The sequence below is a fragment of the Flavobacterium sp. GQ95 genome (assembly GCF_059758655.1).
This window is the reverse complement of the sequence record NZ_JCAXEB010000001.1, coordinates 1,098,078-1,119,123: the sequence shown is the minus strand read 5'-3', so window position 1 is coordinate 1,119,123 and position 21,046 is coordinate 1,098,078. Positions and strand designations below refer to the sequence as shown.

General features: G+C 35.1%; 14 protein-coding genes. 8 read left to right on the top strand and 6 right to left on the bottom strand.

The window, feature by feature from the left end; translation table 11 throughout:
- Positions 1 to 34: 34 nt before the first annotated feature.
- From AC6CH4_RS04685 to AC6CH4_RS04665, 5 genes are all read right to left on the bottom strand, one after another.
- A complete protein-coding gene (locus AC6CH4_RS04685) occupies positions 35 to 637 on the bottom strand; it encodes a hypothetical protein (protein WP_498100585.1) in 603 nt (200 codons plus the stop codon).
- Between the two features lie 179 nt (positions 638 to 816).
- A complete protein-coding gene (locus tag AC6CH4_RS04680; protein WP_498100583.1) occupies positions 817 to 2,502 on the bottom strand; it encodes a sodium/sugar symporter in 1,686 nt (561 codons plus the stop codon).
- A gap of 235 nt (positions 2,503 to 2,737) precedes the next feature.
- The gene (locus tag AC6CH4_RS04675; RefSeq protein ID WP_498100581.1) at positions 2,738 to 3,817 is read right to left on the bottom strand and encodes a UDP-glucose--hexose-1-phosphate uridylyltransferase; all 1,080 of its coding nucleotides are present in this window, start codon (positions 3,815 to 3,817) and stop codon (positions 2,738 to 2,740) included.
- A 17-nt stretch (positions 3,818 to 3,834) separates the two neighbouring features.
- Complete coding sequence (gene galK / locus AC6CH4_RS04670; protein ID WP_498100579.1) at positions 3,835 to 4,995, bottom strand: galactokinase; 1,161 nt, start codon at positions 4,993 to 4,995, stop codon at positions 3,835 to 3,837.
- 83 nt (positions 4,996 to 5,078) lie between these two features.
- Complete coding sequence (locus AC6CH4_RS04665) at positions 5,079 to 6,134, bottom strand: aldose epimerase family protein (RefSeq protein WP_498100577.1); 1,056 nt, start codon at positions 6,132 to 6,134, stop codon at positions 5,079 to 5,081.
- A 102-nt stretch (positions 6,135 to 6,236) separates the two neighbouring features.
- On the opposite strand from AC6CH4_RS04665, the gene AC6CH4_RS04660 reads away from it, so the two are divergent.
- The 3 genes from AC6CH4_RS04660 to fsa all read left to right on the top strand — a co-directional run bounded on the left by AC6CH4_RS04660 (position 6,237) and on the right by fsa (position 10,213).
- Positions 6,237 to 7,235, top strand: coding sequence for a GntR family transcriptional regulator (locus AC6CH4_RS04660; RefSeq protein WP_498100575.1), 999 nt, complete (start codon positions 6,237 to 6,239; stop codon positions 7,233 to 7,235).
- A 262-nt stretch (positions 7,236 to 7,497) separates the two neighbouring features.
- Complete coding sequence (locus AC6CH4_RS04655) at positions 7,498 to 9,549, top strand: transketolase family protein (protein WP_498100573.1); 2,052 nt, start codon at positions 7,498 to 7,500, stop codon at positions 9,547 to 9,549.
- A 7-nt stretch (positions 9,550 to 9,556) separates the two neighbouring features.
- A complete protein-coding gene (gene fsa, locus AC6CH4_RS04650) occupies positions 9,557 to 10,213 on the top strand; it encodes a fructose-6-phosphate aldolase (protein ID WP_056189457.1) in 657 nt (218 codons plus the stop codon).
- Positions 10,214 to 10,490: 277 nt separating this feature from the next.
- Here the strand turns inward: fsa and AC6CH4_RS04645 are convergent, their stop codons facing one another.
- Positions 10,491 to 11,180 (bottom strand): NUDIX hydrolase, encoded by a 690-nt coding sequence (locus tag AC6CH4_RS04645; RefSeq protein ID WP_192186452.1) that lies wholly within the window; start codon positions 11,178 to 11,180, stop codon positions 10,491 to 10,493.
- Between the two features lie 556 nt (positions 11,181 to 11,736).
- Between AC6CH4_RS04645 and AC6CH4_RS04640 the strand changes: the two genes are divergently transcribed.
- From AC6CH4_RS04640 to AC6CH4_RS04620, 5 genes are all read left to right on the top strand, one after another.
- Positions 11,737 to 14,793 (top strand): SusC/RagA family TonB-linked outer membrane protein, encoded by a 3,057-nt coding sequence (locus tag AC6CH4_RS04640; RefSeq protein ID WP_498100571.1) that lies wholly within the window; start codon positions 11,737 to 11,739, stop codon positions 14,791 to 14,793.
- Positions 14,794 to 14,823: 30 nt separating this feature from the next.
- On the top strand, positions 14,824 to 16,383 hold the full coding sequence (locus AC6CH4_RS04635; protein ID WP_498100569.1) for a RagB/SusD family nutrient uptake outer membrane protein: 1,560 nt from the start codon (positions 14,824 to 14,826) through the stop codon (positions 16,381 to 16,383).
- Positions 16,384 to 16,579: 196 nt separating this feature from the next.
- On the top strand, positions 16,580 to 17,590 hold the full coding sequence (locus tag AC6CH4_RS04630) for an arabinan endo-1,5-alpha-L-arabinosidase (protein WP_498100567.1): 1,011 nt from the start codon (positions 16,580 to 16,582) through the stop codon (positions 17,588 to 17,590).
- Between the two features lie 143 nt (positions 17,591 to 17,733).
- Positions 17,734 to 19,281, top strand: a complete 1,548-nt coding sequence (locus tag AC6CH4_RS04625) for an alpha-N-arabinofuranosidase (RefSeq protein WP_498100565.1) — start codon at positions 17,734 to 17,736, stop codon at positions 19,279 to 19,281.
- Positions 19,282 to 19,292: 11 nt separating this feature from the next.
- Entirely contained in the window at positions 19,293 to 20,915 is a 1,623-nt protein-coding gene (locus tag AC6CH4_RS04620; protein WP_498100563.1) for an arabinan endo-1,5-alpha-L-arabinosidase, read from the top strand.
- Positions 20,916 to 21,046: the final 131 nt, after the last annotated feature.

Here is a 21,046-nt window from a genome sequence, read left to right as displayed (position 1 = left end):
ATAATCAGGGCTTTTTGTTTTGAAGTAATTCTTATTAAGATGCTTTTTTTAGTATCATTTTTGATAATGATTTTGCTGTTTTAGCATATCCTTCTCCAATTCTTGATTCGTTACTGTAATTATTTCCCCATTGATCTCCCGGTGCTTCCTCACTTGAAATTTCTAAGAGCACATTTGACTTATTTGCTGTTTCTACAAATTTTAAATGAGTAGTAACTTTTGCCGGTTGTTTCATAATTCCTGCATCCCAACCCGGATAAATCCAAAGAGTTTGTACAATTAAAGTATAGGGAGTGTTTAATCCTTCCTGAAAATTCAGGTTTTTACCTGCTTTGGTTAATACAATATTTCCGATTTCCAGAAATTTTGGTGTCCAGATCTGTTCTTTAGCAGCTATCCATTTTTTTTGCCAAAGGTTTCCGTTCCCTTTTGCCTTCTGATCCAAATCGGCTCTGTGTTCGTCGACATACTGAGATTCCGGTTTTCTCTCTTTCATCATAGTGAAATTACTGTAATCAAATTCAGTATTTATTTCAGTCTGATCTTTTAAGAAATCAAAATTTCCATTTATAACAGTCATATCCTGACAGAATGCTGCTCCGGAAATCAGGAAGAAAGCAAGTAATAGTTTTTTCATTTTTTTTAATGGTTTGTTAGTTTTACTTTTTTGGCCTAAAAGTAATTTAAATTTTGATTACACAAAATAAAATAAATGAAGGTTTATTATTAAGTGTTAAGTCCTTTTTATAAATAAAAAGAGGATACCATTTGGCATCCTCTTTTTGTCTTCAAAAAATAATATAGTAAAAAATTATACTACCAGAATTTAACATACAAAGCCACAATAATCAATAATGTAATTACGATTAAAACTGTAGTTTGTGGTTTTACTTTAAACATTTCAGAGTCTATTTCAAACGCTTTAGGGTTCACTTTTGGACCAGCGAAACTGATTCCAATCATCGCTAACATTGTAAAGAAGAATGATAATCCCATACAAATATGGAAAGGAATTTCGAAAGCTCCTTTTCCGTTAGGATAAGCAGTATATAATAGAGTTTCATTTCCGAATAACATTGGAGCATATTCATTGAATAATACTGACAATACAAATCCTAAAATTACACCCACAATTGCAGCAGTTCCTGTAGTTCTTTTCCAGAACATACCAAGGAAGAACATAGCAAATACACCAGGGCTAATAAAACCTGTATATTTTTGAATGTAAGTGAATCCACCAACACCACCAATTCCTAAAATATCATTCCATGTAAAGATTACAGCTAAAAGCATTGCAGCAAAAACGGCAATTCTACCAATGTTTACCTGTTGTTTTTCACCCGCTTCTTTTTGGATGTATTTTTTATGAATATCTAAAGTATAAATGGTCGAGATACTGTTTACTTTTCCGGCTAATGAAGCTACAATTGCAGCAGTCAAAGCTGCTACAGAAAGTCCTTTTAAACCAGTTGGCAAGAATGTTAGTACAGCTGAATAAGCTCCATCTTTTCCTCCAACTAATTGTGGTAAATGTCCATTTTGGTATAAAACGTAAGCAGCGATACCAGGCAACATTACGATTAAAGGCATTAATAATTTTAGCATACCAGCAAATAAAATACCTGTACGGGCAGTTTGCAAGTCGGCACCTAATGCTCTTTGTGTGATATATTGATTACATCCCCAATAATTTAAGTTGATAATCCAGATACCTGCAACGTAAGACATCAAACCTGGAAAAGTTAAGTATTTGTCGATATCAAGCTGAGATGAAGTTGCAGTAGGTTTTGGAATGATCATTTTGAAATGCTCAGGTGCTTCTCTCATTAAAACTTTGAATCCTGCAATTGCATTTTCTCCAACTCCAAAATACTGTCCAACAGTTGTCAAAGCAATGTATGATGTTACAAGTCCACCAATAATTAAAACCGCAACCTGAATAACGTCTGTATAGGCAACAACTTTCATTCCTCCAAGAGAAATGATTAAAGCAAAAACAGCCAATCCAATCATGATTACGTGAAGATATTCTCCTCCGGCTAAACCATTAATAGCAACAGCTCCTAAATATAGAATAGAAGTTAAGTTTACAAATACATATAAAAACAACCAGAAAACCGCCATAATCAAAGCAGTAGATTCGTTGTAACGTGTCTTTAAGAATTGAGGCATGGTGTAAATCTTATTTTTAAGATATACAGGAATAAACCAAACTGCTACAATAATCAAAGCAACAGCAGCAAGCCATTCGTAAGCTGCAACGGCAATTCCTAAAAAGAAACCTTCACCGCTCATTCCGATAAATTGTTCAGCTGAAATGTTTGAGGCAATTAAAGAAGCTCCAATAGCCCACCACGTTAAATTTCCTTCTGCTAAAAAGTAAGCTTTAGCATCGTGTTCGTCTTTTTTACGCTTACTGTAAACTGTGTAACCGTAGACCGAAACTACGATGAAATAAATAATAAAAACCGCATAATCTGCGAAAGCAAGGTTCTGGTTCATTGTTAGTAGTATTTTAAAAATTAGTTTTTAGGTGATTGTTTGTTTAATAAATTAAAAAATCAGCTTTTTTGTGGTTTTCTCTGACTAAAAATAAGATATGTGTTTTATTTATGTTATTTTTTTGTCAAAATAAGAACGAAAGCCAAAAGTATAATAAAAATCTATATTTACACCATTTACAAATGTGTTTTTTACATTTATAAGTGGATTATTATGTTAAATTTTAGATTGGCTCTTATTTTGATTCGACTTTTTCGCGAACTGCTGCTTTACTTTTGTAATGCACATCTGATTGTTGCCTTAAAATCTCGGCACTTTTTTCAGGTGTAATATCACGTTGCGACTCGCCTAACATTTCGTAACCTACCATGAATTTTTTAACTGTTGCAGATCGAAGCAAAGGCGGATAAAAGTGCATATGGAAATGCCATTCAGGATGTTCTAAACCATCTGTAGGAGCCTGATGAATTCCTGATGAATAAGGGAAAGAAGTACTGAATAAATTATCGTACTTAATGGTTAATTGCTTTAAAATTTTAGCATAAGAACGTACTTCATCTTCTGTAAAATCAGTAATTTTTGAGATCGCTCTTTTACTCAGAATCATAGTTTCGTAAGGCCAGATCGCCCAGAACGGAACCAAAGCCACAAAATAATCGTTTTCGATAACGATACGACTTCCTGATCTTAATTCAGCCTGAAGATAATCTTCAAGAAGTGTTCTTTTGTTTTTATCATAATAGGCCTTTAGGCTATGATGTGTTTTTTCAACCTGAGTTGGCAATGACGATTGTGCCCAAATTTGCCCATGTGGATGCGGGTTACTGCACCCCATAACGCTTCCTTTATTTTCAAAAATCTGAACGTGGTTGATGTATTTTATATTTCCTAAATCGGTATATTCTTTTTGCCAGGTTCTGATTATGTTTTCAATTCCGTCAAGATCCATTTCCGGTAACGTAAGATCGTGTCTTGGCGAAAAACAAACCACTCTTGAAATTCCCTGTTCTGGTTTTGCCTTAAAAAAAGTGTGTTTAATGTCTTCTTCAAAAATAATTTCTTCCTGTTTCATGGCAGCAAAATCATTTTCGAAAACGAAACTACTGTCGTATTTCGGATTATTTACGCCATTGGCCCGAACATTCCCGGGACATAAATAACAGGTTGAATCATATTTTGGTAAAGCCTCTGTGGCAATAGTTTCATTTTGTCCCTGCCAAGGGCGTTTTGCACGATGAGGTGATACTAACACCCATTCGTTAAGTAAAGGATTAAAGCGTCTGTGAGGGTCTTCGTTAATGTCAAAATTTTTCATTGTATTCGTTTGTGGTATTAGAGTAGTGTTGTTCCATTTGAGATTTTTACATCATAGAATTTTAATTCAATTCCAAATGTATCTAAATAAAGTTTTGAAAATTTACGTTTTACCTCATTTTCATCTCCTTTTTTAACTAAATTTATGGTACAGCCACCAAATCCGCCACCCATTACACGCGCTCCAATGATCGCATCGTCAGATTTTGCGGTATCTACAAGCATATCTAACTCTTCACAACTTACTTCATATTCCTGTGATAAACCATAATGCGTTTCAAAAAGCAATTGTCCTAAAAGTTTTATATTTCCTTTATCCAGCGCCTCACATGCTTTGATAACCCGGTTAATTTCTTTTACAACAAAATGAACTCTCTTAAAAACAACCGGAGTAAATTGATCCTGAATACTCAAAAGTTGCTCTTCAGAACAATCCCTGAAACTTTTTACTTCGGGAAAATGTTTTTTAATGATTGATAATCCTTCTTCACATTCTAATCTTCTCGTATTATATTCAGAAGTAAAAAGCGAATGTTTTACATTACTGTCAAATAAAATGACTGAATAATCTTTGAAATCAGCATCGTGATATTCAAACTCCAATGTATTGCAATCTAATTTGATTACTTTGTTTTCAAGTCCGTGAACGCTCGAAAACTGATCCATAATTCCACAGTTGATTCCTACCCAATGTTCGGCTTTTTGCCCCATTAAAGCGATATCAACTTTTTCAATTTTTAAACCGAAAAGTTCCTTGATTCCGAAAAGCGTTCCGCACTCTAAAGCTGCCGAAGAAGATAAACCGGAACCAACCGGAATATTACTGCTGAAAACACAGTTGAAACCTTCGAATGAAAATCCGTTGTCCTGAAGTTGTTTAACAACACCACGAATATAATTGGTCCAAACAACATCGCTTAATTGAATTGGCTCATTTAAATCAAGTTCAAATTCTTCATTTAAATCGATAGCGATTATTTTAGATTTTTGAGTGTTGTTTTTTTCAAAAGCAAAGCAAATTACTTTGTCAATTGCGGCTGGTAAAACGTAACCGTCGTTGTAATCAATGTGTTCTCCAATAATATTTATTCTCCCAGGAGAAAGTACAATTTTTTGAGGAACAGATCCAAACGATTTCTCAAAAAATGCTGTTGTGTTTTGTATTAAAATGTCATTCATTATTTTGTAATTGTAATAGTGTTGTCTTGAAATTCAAATGAAAAATCATTAGAATCAGATAAAAAATATGTTTTTTAGGATAATTAATTAATACGATCAAATTTATAAACTGTTGTCTGACGGTATTCATCGTCTTTTTTCAAAACAGAATTCGGGAAATGAGGCTGATTTGGCGCATCCGGAAAATTCTGGGTTTCAAAACAAATTCCGCTTGTTGCATGATATTTTGTGTTTTCTTTTCCTTCAAGGATGTCGAAACAATTTCCGCCTACATATATATGTACACTTGGCTGATCTGTGTAAACACTCATTTGCAAATTGTTTTTCTCACTGAATAATTGAGTAACAACTTTATCATTAGATTCAGTTACAAAAGAATTATCAATAGAAGAAGGACAGTTTTTAGGTGTTCTGAAATCGAAAGCATGATTAGAAAGATCTGTAAATTTTCCTGTTGGAATACCTTCAGCATTCGTTTCTAACATTTTAGAAGCATCAATATACATTTGCTGATCTAATACCGAAGTGTCATGACCATCTAAATTAAAATAACTATGATGGGTTAAGTTTATAACCGTATCTTTTGTAGTTGTTGCCTTGTATTCTAATTTTAATTCGTTTTCCCCGGTTAAAGTATAAGTTAGATAAACATGTAATTCTCCGGGGAAATTTTCATCGAAATCTCCACTTAAAAGACCAAAAGTTATCGATGGATTTTCCCCACCAGTTAAGTCGGTTACATTCCAAACTCTTTTTCCAAAACCTATATTTCCTCCGTGTAAGGTATTACCGTTATTATTGCCAGCAAGCTGAAATGTTTCATTGTTTAAGGTAAAACGCCCTTTACTGATTCTTCCTGCATAGCGGCCCACTGTGGTTCCGAAATAAGGAGCACTTGGTAAATTATAAGAAGATAAATAAGATTCTAAAGTATCAAAACCTAAAACAACATCGACCAGTTTTCCGTTTGAAGCAGGAACTTTTAAAGAAGTAACTGTTGCTCCATAATTAATAAGCTGAACTTTCATTCCGTTTTTATTAGTCAATTCGAAAGAATGAATTTCTTCGTTATCAGACATTAAACCAAACAATTTACAGTCAGACTGATCTTGAAAATGCGATATTTGTTTTATTTCCATCTTAATTTTACCAAATGTGAAATTCAAAAATAGAAACATTCCCGACTTTTACATACCAGTACCTACCAGTTTTTTGTATATTGCGTAAAAATTCTATTTTTCATGAACATAATTTCTATCCAAAGCAATCTCGGTTTACCAAAATATAAACAGATTATTCTTTCAATTGAAAAAGCGATTGAAGAAGGCAAATTGGTAAAAGGTGACCGGCTCCCATCTGTCAATAAAGTCTGTTTAGCTTTTTCCCTATCACGGGATACCGTTTTGTTAGGCTATGATGAATTGAAAAAAAGAGGGATAATTTACGCTATTCCCGGTAAGGGATATTACGTGAAAAGCGTTGAAATTGCTATAAAACAGAAAATATTTTTGCTTTTTGATGAACTAAATATTTTCAAGGAAGATATCTATAATTCGTTCTTAAAAAACATTGGAAAAAATGTTCAGGTCGATATTTTCTTTCATCATTTCAATTCTCAGGTGTTTCAAAAATTAATAAATGACAGTAATGGGAATTACACGAAATATATTATCATGCCAACCAATTTGACCGATATCGTCAATTTGATAAAAACCCTACCAGTAAATGATGTAATTATTTTAGATCAGACCAATCCCGATTTAAGATTGTATCCGGCCATTTATCAAAATCATGAAAAAGACATTTTTGAAGGATTACTAAAAGCAAAATCGAGATTAGGCAAATACAAAAAATTAATTTTGATTTTCCCTGGATTCAGGGAGCCACTCGGAATGAAATTAGGCTTTGAAGCTTTTTGCGCGGAGTACCATTTTGACTCTGAAATTATAACCGAATTTACCGATCGTGAAATTACTTTAGGAGATCTTTATATTATTCCGAATGATCGTGATTTAGTTGCTGTAATTGAAAATGCCAGAAATCAGAATTTGAAATTAGGTTCTGATTTTGGAATTATATCCTATAATGAAACACCTTTGAAAAAAGTAGTAGCCAATGGTATTAGTACAATTTCAACCCATTTTGAAATGATGGGAAAAATTTTAGCCGAGATGGTTATTAAGGGAAATAACGTACAAATCGAAAATAAGTCATCTCTTATTATGCGAAATTCCTTGTAATGATTTTTATGTCATTTATCCATATGGTTATTTATATCACAATTATATTTATTTTTGTTTATTAAATCTATAAATTATTGGTAAAAAAAATAAGGATGCAATTTTTTGTTTTCGTGAAATTTTTTTACATACATTTGCAAATGTAAATTCTACACTTATTATTTGTTTTTGTTTTAATTGAAAAGATTTTTTTGCTTTTCAGAATTCTGCAGTACAAATTTTAAAACCGCTATTAACCACAAACCACTTAGATTACTTAAAAATGAACAACAAAATTGACCAATTAGCCGCAAATAATATTCGCGCTTTAGCCATCTCGATGGTCGAAAAAGCGAATTCAGGCCATCCTGGCGGAGCCATGGGAGGTGCTGATTTTCTGCATATTTTATATACCGAATTTTTAAAATACGATCCGAGTGATATGCACTGGATTTTCAGGGATCGTTTTTTTATGGATGCCGGACATCTTTCAGCATTAATGTATGCTCAATATTATTTGTTGGGCAATTTCAAAAAAACAGATCTTCAAAATTTCAGACAATGGGGTTCTGTAACACCGGGACATCCTGAAATTGATGTAAAAAGAGGAATCGAAAATACTTCCGGACCATTGGGTCAGGGACACGCTATGGGAGTTGGAGCGGCGATTGCAGCTAAATTTCTCTCGGCAAGATTTGAAAATTTATTCGATCATAAAATATACGCTTACATTACAGATGGAGGTGTTCAGGAAGAAATTTCGCAAGGCGCAGGACGTATTGCCGGACATTTGGGACTGAACAATTTTATTATGTTTTATGATTCAAATGATGTACAGCTTTCGTCTATGACAGATGAGGTTACGACAGAAAACACCGCGATGAAATATGAATCATGGGGTTGGAAAGTGCTTACTATTGATGGACATGATCATGATCAGATTCGTAAAGCTCTGACTGAAGCACATAACGAAAAGGAGAAACCAACTTTGATTATTGGCCGAACCATAATGGGAAAAGGTGCTGTAACTGCTGACGGAACACCATACGAAGGCCAACCCGAACTTCACGGAAAACCAATTGGAGCAACCAAAGCCGATTATGATAAAACATTATTGAATTTAGGCGCAAATCTTGAAGATTCGTTTGCTATTTATGATGAAGTTGAAGCGTACTACAAAACCATTCTAAATCAAAAAACAGCAGAATCGGTTGAGAGAAAAGCGAAAAATTTGACTTGGGAAGGTCAGAATCCTGAAGCTGCCCAAAAGATAAAACAGTTTTTTAATGGAGATTTACCAGCTTTAGATTTCAGTTCAATCGCTCAAAAAGCAAATGCAGCAACAAGAGATGCTTCTGCAGCAGTTTTGGGATATTTAGCTGAAAATGTAGAAAACATGATTGTTTCTTCTGCCGATTTGTCCAATAGTGATAAAACAGATGGTTTCCTTAAAAAATCATCCGTTTTAAAGAAAAATGATTTCAGTGGAGCCTTTTTACAAGCTGGAGTAGCCGAGTTAACCATGGCGGCAATTGCTAACGGAATCGCGCTTCACGGCGGTGTTATTCCGGTCGTGGCAACATTTTTTGTTTTTTCTGATTATATGAAACCGGCTATTCGTTTGGCAGCGATTCAGGAATTACCGGTAAAATATGTCTGGACACACGACTCTTTCCGCGTTGGTGAAGACGGGCCAACACACCAGCCAATTGAGCAGGAAGCACAAATTCGATTACTGGAAAAAATTAAAAACCATTCGGGAGATCAAAGTTTGCTGGCACTTCGTCCGGCTGATGCTGTTGAAACGTCTGTTGCCTGGCATATGGCGTTGGAAAACAAGAAAACACCAACAGGTTTAATTCTCTCAAGACAAGAAATTGCAGATATTCCGGCAACTGGAAATTCAAGATTTGAAGACGCTTTAAATGCAAAAAAAGGAGGTTATTTAGTTAAATCAAGTGAAAATCCTGCCATCACTTTAGTTGCCAACGGGTCTGAAGTAGCGACACTTATTGAAGCTGCAGAAGAGTTGGAACATAACATCAAAATAAAAATAAATGTTGCTTCAATAATTTCAGAAGGACTTTTCAGGTCTCAATCGAAAGAATATCAGGAAAGTGTTATTCCGCAGAATCAATTGGTTTTCGGACTTACAGCAGGACTTCCGGTCAATCTGGAAAGTTTAGTGGGAAGCAAAGGAAAAGTTTTTGGATTGGATCATTTTGGATATTCAGCTCCGGCTTCTGTTCTGGATCAGAAATTTGGATTTACCAGTAAAAATGCCTGCGAAGAAATTATCAAATATTTGGAGCAGAATAATTATAACATAAAATAAACAGAAGATGAAATTTTTTATAGATACAGCGAATTTAAAAGATATTAAGGAAGCCAATGATTTAGGGGTTTTAGATGGTGTAACTACAAATCCATCATTAATGGCAAAAGAAGGAATTACGGGAGCTCAGAATATTCTGGATCATTACATAAAAATTTGCGAATTAGTTGATGGCGATGTAAGTGCTGAGGTAATTTCGACAGATTTTGAAGGAATGATTGCCGAAGGAGAAAAACTGGCAGCATTGCATCCGCAAATTGTGGTAAAAATTCCGATGATAAAAGACGGTGTAAAAGCAATCAGATATTTTGCGAATAAAGGAATTAAAACCAATTGTACATTGGTGTTTTCATCTGGTCAGGCCTTATTGGCCGCAAAAGCCGGAGCCACATATGTGTCACCTTTTATTGGTCGTCTGGATGATATTTCGACAGATGGAATGAATTTGATTGAAGAGATCAGATTGATTTATGATAATTATGGTTTTGAAACGCAAATACTGGCGGCGTCAGTTCGACACGTAATGCATATTATTAATTGTGCCAAAACCGGAGCAGATGTTATTACCGGACCGTTAAGCGCGATTGAAGGTTTGCTGAAACACCCTTTAACAGATATTGGATTAGCAACCTTTTTAGCAGATTATCAAAAAGGGAATAGTTAAAATTTTGGCCCGCTGATTTTACAGATTAAACAGGTTAACACGGATTTTAGGTTATAGTAAATAGAAAACCTGCGTAAATCCGTTTAATCCGTAAAATCTGTGGCTAATCTTAAAAAGAAAATTTGTTTAGTTTTTTAATAGTAGTTTTATTGAAGTAAAAACCCTGAAAGTTTGTAGGTTTCAGGGTTTTTTGTTGTTAAAAAGTAGCCACAGATTACAGGATTAAAATGATTTAAAAATCTGCGTTAATCCTGTAATCTGTGGCTAAAATTTTTAATTATAAGTTCAGCACAAAATCATTTAGTAATTTCTCTTCATATTTTTCTTTGTTGAAAGTATACAAATAAGAACCTTTTCGGGATGACTGCATGTCTTTTTCATCTAATTTATTCAGAATTTCTAATGAATTAATTTTACTGATAAAGTTTCGTTTGTCCAGTTCCTTACTCAAAATTGCTTCGTATAATTCCAATAACTGACGCATCGTGAATTTTTCAGGCAATAATTCAAACCCAATTGGTTTTATTGAAGTTCTGTAACGTAACCTTTTAATGGCGTAATCTACCATTTCGTTGTGGTCAAAAATTAAGTTTGGAGCATCAGTTATACTAAACCATTGCGCGTGATAATTTTTAATAAGTTCCGTATTGTGATTTTCAATATTAATTAAGGCGTAGTACGACACTGAAATGGTTCTTTCGACAGGGTCACGATCAATTTCGCTATAAGCATATAATTGCTCCATATAAATGTCGTGTAACCCGGTATAGGTATGTAATATTCTAATAGCAGCGTTGTCAAGTACCTCATCGCGCTTTAAAAATCCTCCAATTAAAGACCATTTTCCTCTTTCAGGTTCAAAATCCCTTTTAATTAAAAGAATTTTCAACCCCTCATGGTCAAACCCAAAAATGATACAATCTACTGCTAATAGGACTTTATCGGCAGAGCTATAACTGTTTAGCATATTAAATATTTTATTGGTAAATATATAAACTTCTTAATACGTTTCATAATTTATTAATGTAGATTTTACACTTACACAAATAACTACTCAAAAATAACGTTAAAAAAACAACTTTTTAGAAAAAAATAACAGTCTGCTATCCGATTTAAGACTTTTTTAAGATGAAAACAGGATAGTTACAGGATAGTTTTTAAAAATAGTGTTATCTAAAAGTGAAAAATCTGACAAATAAAACAAGATTTTTTTTACAAAAATAACAATTTAAGCGTTTTAAATTACTCAAAATTAAATAGTTTTTGAAAAAAGCATTTTTGCTTAAAAAGTTGCTTTTTGATGAAAAGTGTAAATTTTACACAAATAACTTTCAAAAAAGACACTTTTTTTGAAAAAAACAACAGGTTTTAAATGTTTGTTTAACACTTAATTTGCGATATGCATTTTTTTTCTTCACTTTTTTTATGATATTAATTTGTTTTTAAGCTTTTTTTTTATTTAAATTTACAAATGTAGAATTAACACTTATAATTTACAACTAACCAACCTTAAAAAAACCAGTATGATAACAAACCAACGATTATTTTTTTATTGCAATTTTTTATTGCCAAAAAAAGGATGGCTTTTAGCAGTAATGATGCTATTATTTTCTGTTAATCAAATGTCGGCCCAGGACAAAGAGATTAGCGGAGTTGTTACTTCGGCACAAGACAAATTACCCTTGCCGGGCGTGAACATTATGATAAAAGGAACCAAAACAGTAGCAGTTACTGGATTTGATGGAGAGTATAATATTAAAGCATCCCCAAATGATGTTTTAGTTTTTTCATTTCTGGGATTTCAAAATCAGGAAATAACAGTAGGAAATCTAGCTAAAATAAATGCCGTATTAAGTGAGGACACTAATAAATTAAATGAAGTAGTTGTAATAGGTTACGGTACTCAAAAGAAATCTGATTTAACAGGTTCTGTAAGTGTCGTAAATTTAGAATCAGCTAAAAAGACCGTAACATATGATGCTGCAAAAATGCTTCAGGGACAGGTTCCGGGAGTAACCGTGCAATCTTCAGGAGAGCCGGGAGGTTTTGTAAATGTTAAAATTAGGGGGATAACTTCATTCACCAATAACAATCCTCTTTTTGTTATTGACGGAATTATGGTTGATGCTCCTTACGATTTTGCGCCGGGAGAAATTGAATCCATGCAGGTTTTAAAAGATGCTTCTTCTGCAGCAATTTATGGTGTTCGTGGAGCAAATGGAGTTGTTATTATTACAACTAAAAAAGGAAAAGCCGGCAGAATGGATATCAAATTTAAATCGATTGTTGGGCTACAGGATGTAGCAAAAAGATGGGATGTAACTGATCGTGTAGGATATCAAAAAATTACAAGCGAAGCAGAGAGAAACAGAGATATCAGAGCCGGAGTTCCGGTAAGTATTGCTCCTGGAAATAATCCTGCAAGTCCGTCTTATATTTCAAACGTTGATACAGACTGGCAAAAAGAAGGATTCCAGACTGGTGTTGTACAAAATCAGGCCCTTACATTTACCGGTGGTGCAGAAAGTATTAATTATAGTTTTAATGTTGACTATTTTAAAAATACAAGTTATTTAAAAACACCGCAGGATTATGAAAGATTGTCAACTAATTTGAATTTAAACGGTAAAAAAGGAAAATTTAAATACGGGGCAAAAATTGCCTATACACAATCTGACAAAGAAATTTTTAATGAATATAATTTAGGTCAGACACCAATTAGTGATTTATTAGGCGCTGTTCCAACAATGCCTGTTTATGATGCTAACAGACTTGGAGGTTATGGCGGTACTGATAATTTAACACAAAGAGCGATCTCAATGAACCCAATCGGATATAATAATCTGATCGATAATAACGGGAAAAGAAATCGTTTTATAGGTGATATCTGGGGTGAAATAGAGATTGTAAAAGGACTTAAATATAAATTGGATATCAGTTACGACAGAACAGACTGGGAAAATAGAAAATTTATTCCGCCAAGTGATTTAGGCTGGTACTATATTACAACAAATGACGAAGCTTCTTTAGATGTAGAAACCGGAAATGAGTTGAGAACTTTCATGAATAATTTATTGACTTATGAAGTTACACTTGGAAAACATAAAATTGATGCTCTTGCAGGCTGGATCCAGGAAAGTAGAGACTATCACAGATATAATATGAGAGGAGTAGGTTATACGCCGGGAGAAATTCCGATGCTTCAATATGCTGATGCCAGAAATGCAAGTGAATATAAATTTACAATTACAGGAATATCCTATATCAGCAGATTAAATTATAATTATGATGACAGGTATTTGTTGCAGGCTAATTTTAGACAGGACAGAACATCTCTTTTTAGCGAGCAAAATAATTCGGCAAACTTTTATTCATTCTCCGGGGGATGGAAAATTAGTAATGAAAAGTTTTTAAAATTACCGGAATGGGTAAGCAATATCAAACTTAGAGGAGGTTATGGTACATTGGGTAACAATACAATTCCGCAGTACTTTTTTGCTTCAACAGTTAATGGTTTCGCCAGCTATGATTTTAATAATGAGCTTGCTCCGGGAACAACCGTTGTAGCTGCTCTTGATCCGAATGTAAAATGGGAAAAAACAAGCAGTTCAAATATTGCATTAGAACTGGGTTTCCTAAATAATGATTTACAATTTACAGCAGAATATTTTTCTAAAAAAGTTACTGATATATTAGTTAGGGTGCCTTTACCTTTTTCTACAGGAGCTTTTCCGGCAGATATTTTTACTAATGCAGGAGACATGAAAAATCATGGTTTGGAGTTTACAGCATCATACAGTAATCACCATCATAAATTCAAATATGATATTTCTGCCAATTTTGGTACGCTGAAAAATGAAGTTACTAAAATTGGAGTTAACGGAAATCCTCTTTATGGAACATTTTCAAAAACACAAGTAGGAAGATCTGTTGGTGAACTTTTTGCCTGGGAAGCAGTAGGTATTTTCCAAAATGCAGCAGAAGTTTCTTCTTCTCCAACTCAAACAGGTGCAGCACCTGGTGATATCAAATTTAGAGACGTAAACGGCGATGGCGCTATTACAGATGCTGACAGAACTTTTCAGGGAGTATCAATTCCTAAATATGGTTTCGGTATGAATTTTAATGCTTCTTATGCAAACTTTGACTTCTCAATGTTCTGGCAGGGAAGTGGTGGAAATAAAGTGTTCAATGCTATGTATCGTAATTTAATGATAGGGCAATACACAAATCATCATGTAGACGAACTAAACTATTGGACACCTACAAACACTAATACAAATGTTCCGGCACCTGTGATTGGTGATCCTAATGGAAATGCACGAGAGTCAAACAGATTTATAGAAAGCGGTGATTATGTAAGGTTACAAACAATGGAAATAGGGTATAACATTCCGCTGAATGATAAATTTATTCAAAAAGCCAAAGTTTATATCAATGGACAAAATTTATTGACCATTACTAAATATGAGGGTTATGATCCTGATTTTAATAGTGAAGGATTACTTTCAAGAGGATATGATGCAGGATCTTTTCCAAATCCAAGAACAATTTCTTTAGGAGTAGAAGTAAGTTTCTAAACTGATTTAACCAATTAAAAACGTATTAAAATGAAATATAAAATATATAACTATATAGCTGTTTTCTTTTCGCTTGCTATGCTAACAACTAGCTGTGTTGAAAATGAAGATTTGACTCAGCTTGATCCTAATAACGATGCAGTTGATTCCTTCTGGAAAACAGATCAGGACGCACTTGAAGGCGTAAATGCAGCTTACGGAAGTTTATTAACTGATGGAACTTACATGCGTAGTACACCGCTTTTATTAGATGCAAAAGCAGATGATTCCCGTACCAATAGTCCATGGCCATCAATGTACAACGTAGGTCACTTTAATTCAAATGTAGCAGATGCCGCGATTTATGGATGGGCTTATGAAACATATTATCAGGGAATTTACCGTGCTAATCAGGTTTTGACAAATTTGCCAAATATTGCTTTTGCAGATGCAGCATTAAAAAACAGGATTTTAGGGCAGGCGTATTTCTTAAGAGGATTGTATCTTTTTCACGCTGTAAATATGTTCAAAAATGTTCCGTTGCCAACTGAGCTGGCAGTGTACTATCCTCAAAAAACACAAGCAGAAGGCTGGGCTCAGGTTATTGCCGATTTTAAAGCTGCTGCTGAATTACTACCAACTTCTTATACTGGAGTTTCAGGTTTGGATGCCGGTCAAAAAGGGCGTGCTACAAAAGGAGCTGCTTTAGGATATTTAGGAAAAGCGTATTTGTTTACTAAAGATTTTGCCAATGCAAGAACAACCTTTAAACAAGTAATAGATTTAGGGGTTTACTCTTTAGTATCCAACTATCGCGACAACTTTACTACTGTTAATGAAAACAATTCAGAATCTCTTTTTGAAGTACAATTTAGCAGAGATGCAGGTGGGGTTGATTTAGGTTGGGGCGGTGCTCCGGCTTCAGGATGGGGAAAAACTTCGGCACGTGCTATTACGTATGCGCCAAGAGCCTTTGGATGGACAGATGTGCAGCCAACATGGGTATTGTTTAATGAATACCACGACGAGAAAACTAAGACAGGAGATCTTGATCCCCGTTTAGATGCGACTATCTTTTACAATAAACCGGGAATGAAATTATACGGTAAAGATTTTGCGACATTTTATGCTGCAAGTCCGGCAGATTTAAATGATTTATTCTGTAGAAAATACCAAAATTCAGATGGAGAATTTGCAGACGAATACGATTGGCGTTCCGGAATCAACGAGCGTTTGTTAAGATATGCTGATATTTTATTGATGTATGCAGAATCTCTAAATGAAACAGGCGATACTCCAGGGGCTTACACCTATATTCAAATGGTGAGAAACAGAGTTAATTTGCCAGATTTAGCAACTACAAAACCTGGAATGTCGCAAGCACAAATGAGAGAGCAAATTGGACACGAAAGATTTTTGGAATTCCCTCTTGAAGGTCACCGTTTTGATGATATTCGTCGTTGGGGATGGTTACAGGATGCTACAAAACTGGCATGGTTAAAATCAAGAGATGCTGAATTTAACTCCTATACAGCAGGAAGGGAATACTTCCCAATTCCGCAATTAGAAATGGATAACAATCCGGGAACTGTTCAAAATGACAGTTATTAAAAAATAGTTTTCAGTCTCAGTTTTCGGTCTCAGTTCACACTTTGATTGAAAACTGAAAACTGAGACTAAGATTTGAATTAGTTAGTTTAGTTAATATCATATGGCAGACGGAAAATCTGTCATGTGATATTATCTTAAAAAAAGAGTGAGATTATAGAGAGATTAAATATCAGAATAGTAACTAAAATTATAACAAATGAAAACAATTACAAGTTTGGTTTTATTAGCAGTATTATTAGTAGGTTGCCAGAATGAAGATACTATAATCCCTTCGAATGATGAGGCTGTTTCAGTTGAGACAACTCAAAATTCTCAGGTAAAAAATGTAACAGCTAAAACGGTCAGCGGAAACGTTCCGTCACACGATCCCAGCACAATTATAAAAAGCGGTGTTAATTACTATGTTTTTACAACAGGAGATAATATACCCATGACATATTCAACAAATTTAACAAGCTGGACTTGGGGAACATCAGTGTTCACTTCAACTCCGGGCTGGATATCCGGATATGTTCCGGGTTTTACAAAAAATTTCTGGGCACCAGATTTAGCATGGTTTAATAATCGATGGAACATGTATTATTCTTGTTCAACTTTTGGATCTGCGACTTCTGCAATCGGATTGATAACGGCTCCTTCGATTTCTCAAAGTGCCGGAACAAACTGGACAGACAGAGGTCTGGTTGTGGCTTCTTCATCTGCCTCAGATGTAAACGCAATTGATCCTTCAATTTTGGTAGACGGAAGTAACGTTTATATGGCTTATGGTTCCTGGCATGCGGGTATTGGTGTTGTTCAGATTAATGTTTCAACAGGTAAACCAACAGGTACAAGAACTATCGTGGCCGGAGGAAATAGCGCTTCATGGGAAGCTCCTTGTTTAATTAAAGAAGGAAGTTATTATTATATGTTCGTAAACAGAGGTTCTTGCTGCAATGGTGTAAACAGTACGTATTATATTGTAGTGGGTCGTTCTACAAGTCCGTTCGGACCTTTTACAGATAAAAATGGAGTCAATTTAAAAAATGGCGGTGGAACTACGGTTCTTGCTTCTCAGGGAGATTATATCGGGCCTGGTCATTTATCCAGAATTACAGGAACCCAAAAAGGAGCTGTTCATTATTATAACAAAGCTGACAATGGAAACCCAAAACTAGAAATTGTATATTTTACATGGTCATCAGGATGGCCTGCACTTTCTTATTAACTTTACTATTTGGAGGAAGGTTTCACAAAGCCTTCCTCTTTATAATCTTTAAAAATACATTATGAAATCGCCATGATTCAAAATGAAAAATAATAAAAGAATGGCGATACCATATTCCAATAAAAAACAAATATTATCCACGTATGAAAAAAGCACTTTTAATCACATTTCTTATTACACTTTGTAATCAGGTTAGTTTCGCTCAAAATGAAACGACAGTAGTAACCATAAAAAATACTGCAGATGCACCAACAATCAACAAAAACATTTACGGGCATTTTGCTGAACATTTAGGGCGCTGTATTTATGGAGGATTTTTTGTGGGAGATACTTCAAAAATACCAAATACAAAAGGAGTGAGAAATGACATTATCGCTGCTTTAAAAGATTTGAAAATTCCAAATTTAAGATGGCCCGGCGGTTGTTTTGCAGATACGTATCACTGGAAAGACGGAATTGGCCCACAAGAACAACGACCAACTATTGTAAACAAATGGTGGGGTGGAGTTACGGAAGATAATAGCTTCGGAACACACGATTTCTTAAATATGTGTGAGCTTCTTGGAGCTGAGCCATATCTATCTGGAAACGTTGGAAGCGGAACCGTTCAGGAATTATCGGACTGGGTTCAATATACCAATTTCAGTGGTAAAAGTCCGATGAGCGATTTACGTAAAAAGAACGGAAGAACAGAACCGTGGAAAGTTAAATTCTGGGGAATTGGAAATGAAGCCTGGGGATGCGGTGGAAATATGACAGCAGAATATTACGCTGGAGAATATAGAAAATTTGCCACTTTCATGTCAGATTGGGAAAACACCGGCGGAATTACTCGTATCGCTTCAGGATCAAACAGTGCTGATTATAATTGGACAGAAGTTTTAATGAAAAACATTCCGCTAAATATGTTAGGCGGAGTTGGAGTACATCATTATGCCGTAATTGACTGGGGTAAAAAAGGTGATGCGGTTAATTTTACCGAAGAAGGCTATTTCAAAACTATGAAATCGGCTTTAAAAATGGAAGAGCTGGTTACTAAACACAGCGCGATCATGGACAAATACGACCCGGAGAAAAAAGTGGCTATGATGGTGGATGAATGGGGAGGCTGGTATGAAGTGGAGAAAGGAACAAATCCGGGATTTTTATACCAACAAAATACCATGAGAGATGCGGTTTTGGCCGGAGCAACTTTGAATATCTTCAACAATCACGCAGACAGAGTAAAAATGGCAAACTTAGCACAATGTGTTAACGTTTTACAAGCGGTGATCTTAACGGACAAAACCAAAATGATTACGACGCCAACGTATCATGTTATGAAAATGTACAGCGTTCATCAGGATGCTAAATTATTACCGATAAATTTTACTTCTCCAAATTATACTTTTAATGGAGAAATGCTTCCTGCAGTATCAGCTTCAGCTTCAAAAGATAAAAACGGAGCGGTTCATATTTCAATAGTAAATGTGGATGCAAAAAATAAAAACAAAATAGAAATTGATGTGAACGATCTTGGTGTTAAAAACTTTACAGGAACCGTTCTAACAGCGGCAAAATTACAAGATCATAATTCATTCGATACACCAAATAAAATTGTACCAACGGTTTTTAAAGGTTTCGAAAACAAAAAAGGAAAACTTGAAATTACCATTCCTCCTTTCTCAGTTGTTGTTTTAGAAGGAAAATAAAATATAGAAAAATGAAAAAATCAAATTCCATTATAAAAATCGCATACATCGGACTGTTGTCAATTGTTCTTGCAGTTGTCAGCTGTTCTAAAGATGACCCTGCGACACCCGGTACTCCGGATCCGCCAGTAGTAGTTGATCCACCAGTGGTGACGCCAGCTTTTCCGGGACCGACTTATGCAGATAATTACACTTCGATTTCAAGTTGGGGCAGCAGATCGCAATGGAATTTGGCTAACGTTCATGATCCATCAGTAGAAAAATCCGGAGAGTACTATTATATGTATCAAACCGATGCTTCTTATGGAAATGCGCACGAAGGCAACGGACATTTTTTCTACAGAAGATCAAAAGATTTAATCAATTGGGAATTCATGGGATCATCAATGACTCAGGCTCCGGCTTGGGTAAAAGATTCCCTGAACAACAAAAGAGCCAGAATGTCTCCGGCTCTCCCTCCTATTGCAAATCCAAATTATGGATATTGGGCGCCATGTGTTCGTAAAGTGGGGAATAAATTCAGAATGTATTACAGTATTGTGGTAACGAATCCAATTGTGGGTACAGATACTAATACTTCCTGGTCAGAACGCGCTTTTATAGGTTTGGCCGAAACTGATGATTTGGCTTCAAACAATTGGGTTGACAAAGGAATGGTCGTTTGTTCTGAACCTGACGGCGTAAAAAGTTATGTTCGAAACGGAGGAAATGACTGGGATGCTTATTTCAAATTCAACGCCATCGATCCAAGTTTTATTCAGACTCCCGAAGGCGATCAATATTTAATTTACGGTTCCTGGCATTCCGGAATTGCAGCTTTAAAACTGAATCCGACAACGGGAAAACCAGACAAATTAAAAACGATTGACGACTACGGCGTAAGAATTGCAGGCCGAGGAAATGTTAATTCAAATCGTTGGCAGGCGCTTGAGGGTCCAGAAATTATGTATAATCCAGACACTCAATATTATTATTTGTTTTTGGCTTATGATGAATTGTCTGTCGCTTACAATACACGTGTTGCAAGATCAAAAAATATTTTAGGACCTTATTTAACCATCAGCGGAAGCAGTATTACAAATGGTGCGGAATGTTTTCCAATGCTGACACATCCCTATCAATTCAAGAATCATACAGGCTGGGTTGGTTTTGCACATTGTGCTGTTTTTCAAAATCCGGATACCAAAAAATGGTATTACGCATCGCAGGCTCGTTTGCCGGAAGGAGTTCCTGGAATTGCAGTTTCAAACGCCGTTATGATGGGACATGTTCGCGGTATCGAATGGACAGAAGATGGCTGGCCACTTGTTGAAGCAGAACGTTATGCGGGAGTTCCGGCCACGACAATTACAGATGCAAATTTCATTGGAACCTGGGAACAGATTACAATGAATTATCAATACAAAACCCTTCAAAAAGCAGTCACAATTTATTTAACTGCCGATAAAAAAGTGAGTGGCGATGTAACAGGAACCTGGTCGTATGAAAGCACTAAAAAAATCTTAACCATAAATGGAGTAAAATGCAACGTAACTGATGCCTGGGATTGGGAATCAGCAACTAGAAAAGTAACCTTGAGTTATTCCGGTTTAACAGCCGCTGGATTACCAGTTTGGGGTAAAAAAGTAAATTAATTTTTTAAACACATAGAGACATAGTTTTACAAAGTGTTAAAGGCGTTTCACTCGCATCAAAACACATAGCTATGTGACTTTAGATAAGTGAAATGCCTTTTTTTAAGACAAAGATTCTATGTTTCTATGTG

Bases quoted from the DNA above. Each gene is read 5' to 3' on its own strand.
- AC6CH4_RS04685 (WP_498100585.1), bottom strand. From the start codon at position 637: ATGAAAAAACTATTACTTGCTTTCTTCCTGATTTCCGGAGCAGCATTC.
- AC6CH4_RS04680 (WP_498100583.1), bottom strand. From the start codon at position 2,502: ATGAACCAGAACCTTGCTTTCGCAGATTATGCGGTTTTTATTATTTAT.
- AC6CH4_RS04675 (WP_498100581.1), bottom strand. From the start codon at position 3,817: ATGAAAAATTTTGACATTAACGAAGACCCTCACAGACGCTTTAATCCT.
- galK (WP_498100579.1), bottom strand. From the start codon at position 4,995: ATGAATGACATTTTAATACAAAACACAACAGCATTTTTTGAGAAATCG.
- AC6CH4_RS04665 (WP_498100577.1), bottom strand. From the start codon at position 6,134: ATGGAAATAAAACAAATATCGCATTTTCAAGATCAGTCTGACTGTAAA.
- AC6CH4_RS04660 (WP_498100575.1), top strand. From the start codon at position 6,237: ATGAACATAATTTCTATCCAAAGCAATCTCGGTTTACCAAAATATAAA.
- AC6CH4_RS04655 (WP_498100573.1), top strand. From the start codon at position 7,498: ATGAACAACAAAATTGACCAATTAGCCGCAAATAATATTCGCGCTTTA.
- fsa (WP_056189457.1), top strand. From the start codon at position 9,557: ATGAAATTTTTTATAGATACAGCGAATTTAAAAGATATTAAGGAAGCC.
- AC6CH4_RS04645 (WP_192186452.1), bottom strand. From the start codon at position 11,180: ATGCTAAACAGTTATAGCTCTGCCGATAAAGTCCTATTAGCAGTAGAT.
- AC6CH4_RS04640 (WP_498100571.1), top strand. From the start codon at position 11,737: ATGATAACAAACCAACGATTATTTTTTTATTGCAATTTTTTATTGCCA.
- AC6CH4_RS04635 (WP_498100569.1), top strand. From the start codon at position 14,824: ATGAAATATAAAATATATAACTATATAGCTGTTTTCTTTTCGCTTGCT.
- AC6CH4_RS04630 (WP_498100567.1), top strand. From the start codon at position 16,580: ATGAAAACAATTACAAGTTTGGTTTTATTAGCAGTATTATTAGTAGGT.
- AC6CH4_RS04625 (WP_498100565.1), top strand. From the start codon at position 17,734: ATGAAAAAAGCACTTTTAATCACATTTCTTATTACACTTTGTAATCAG.
- AC6CH4_RS04620 (WP_498100563.1), top strand. From the start codon at position 19,293: ATGAAAAAATCAAATTCCATTATAAAAATCGCATACATCGGACTGTTG.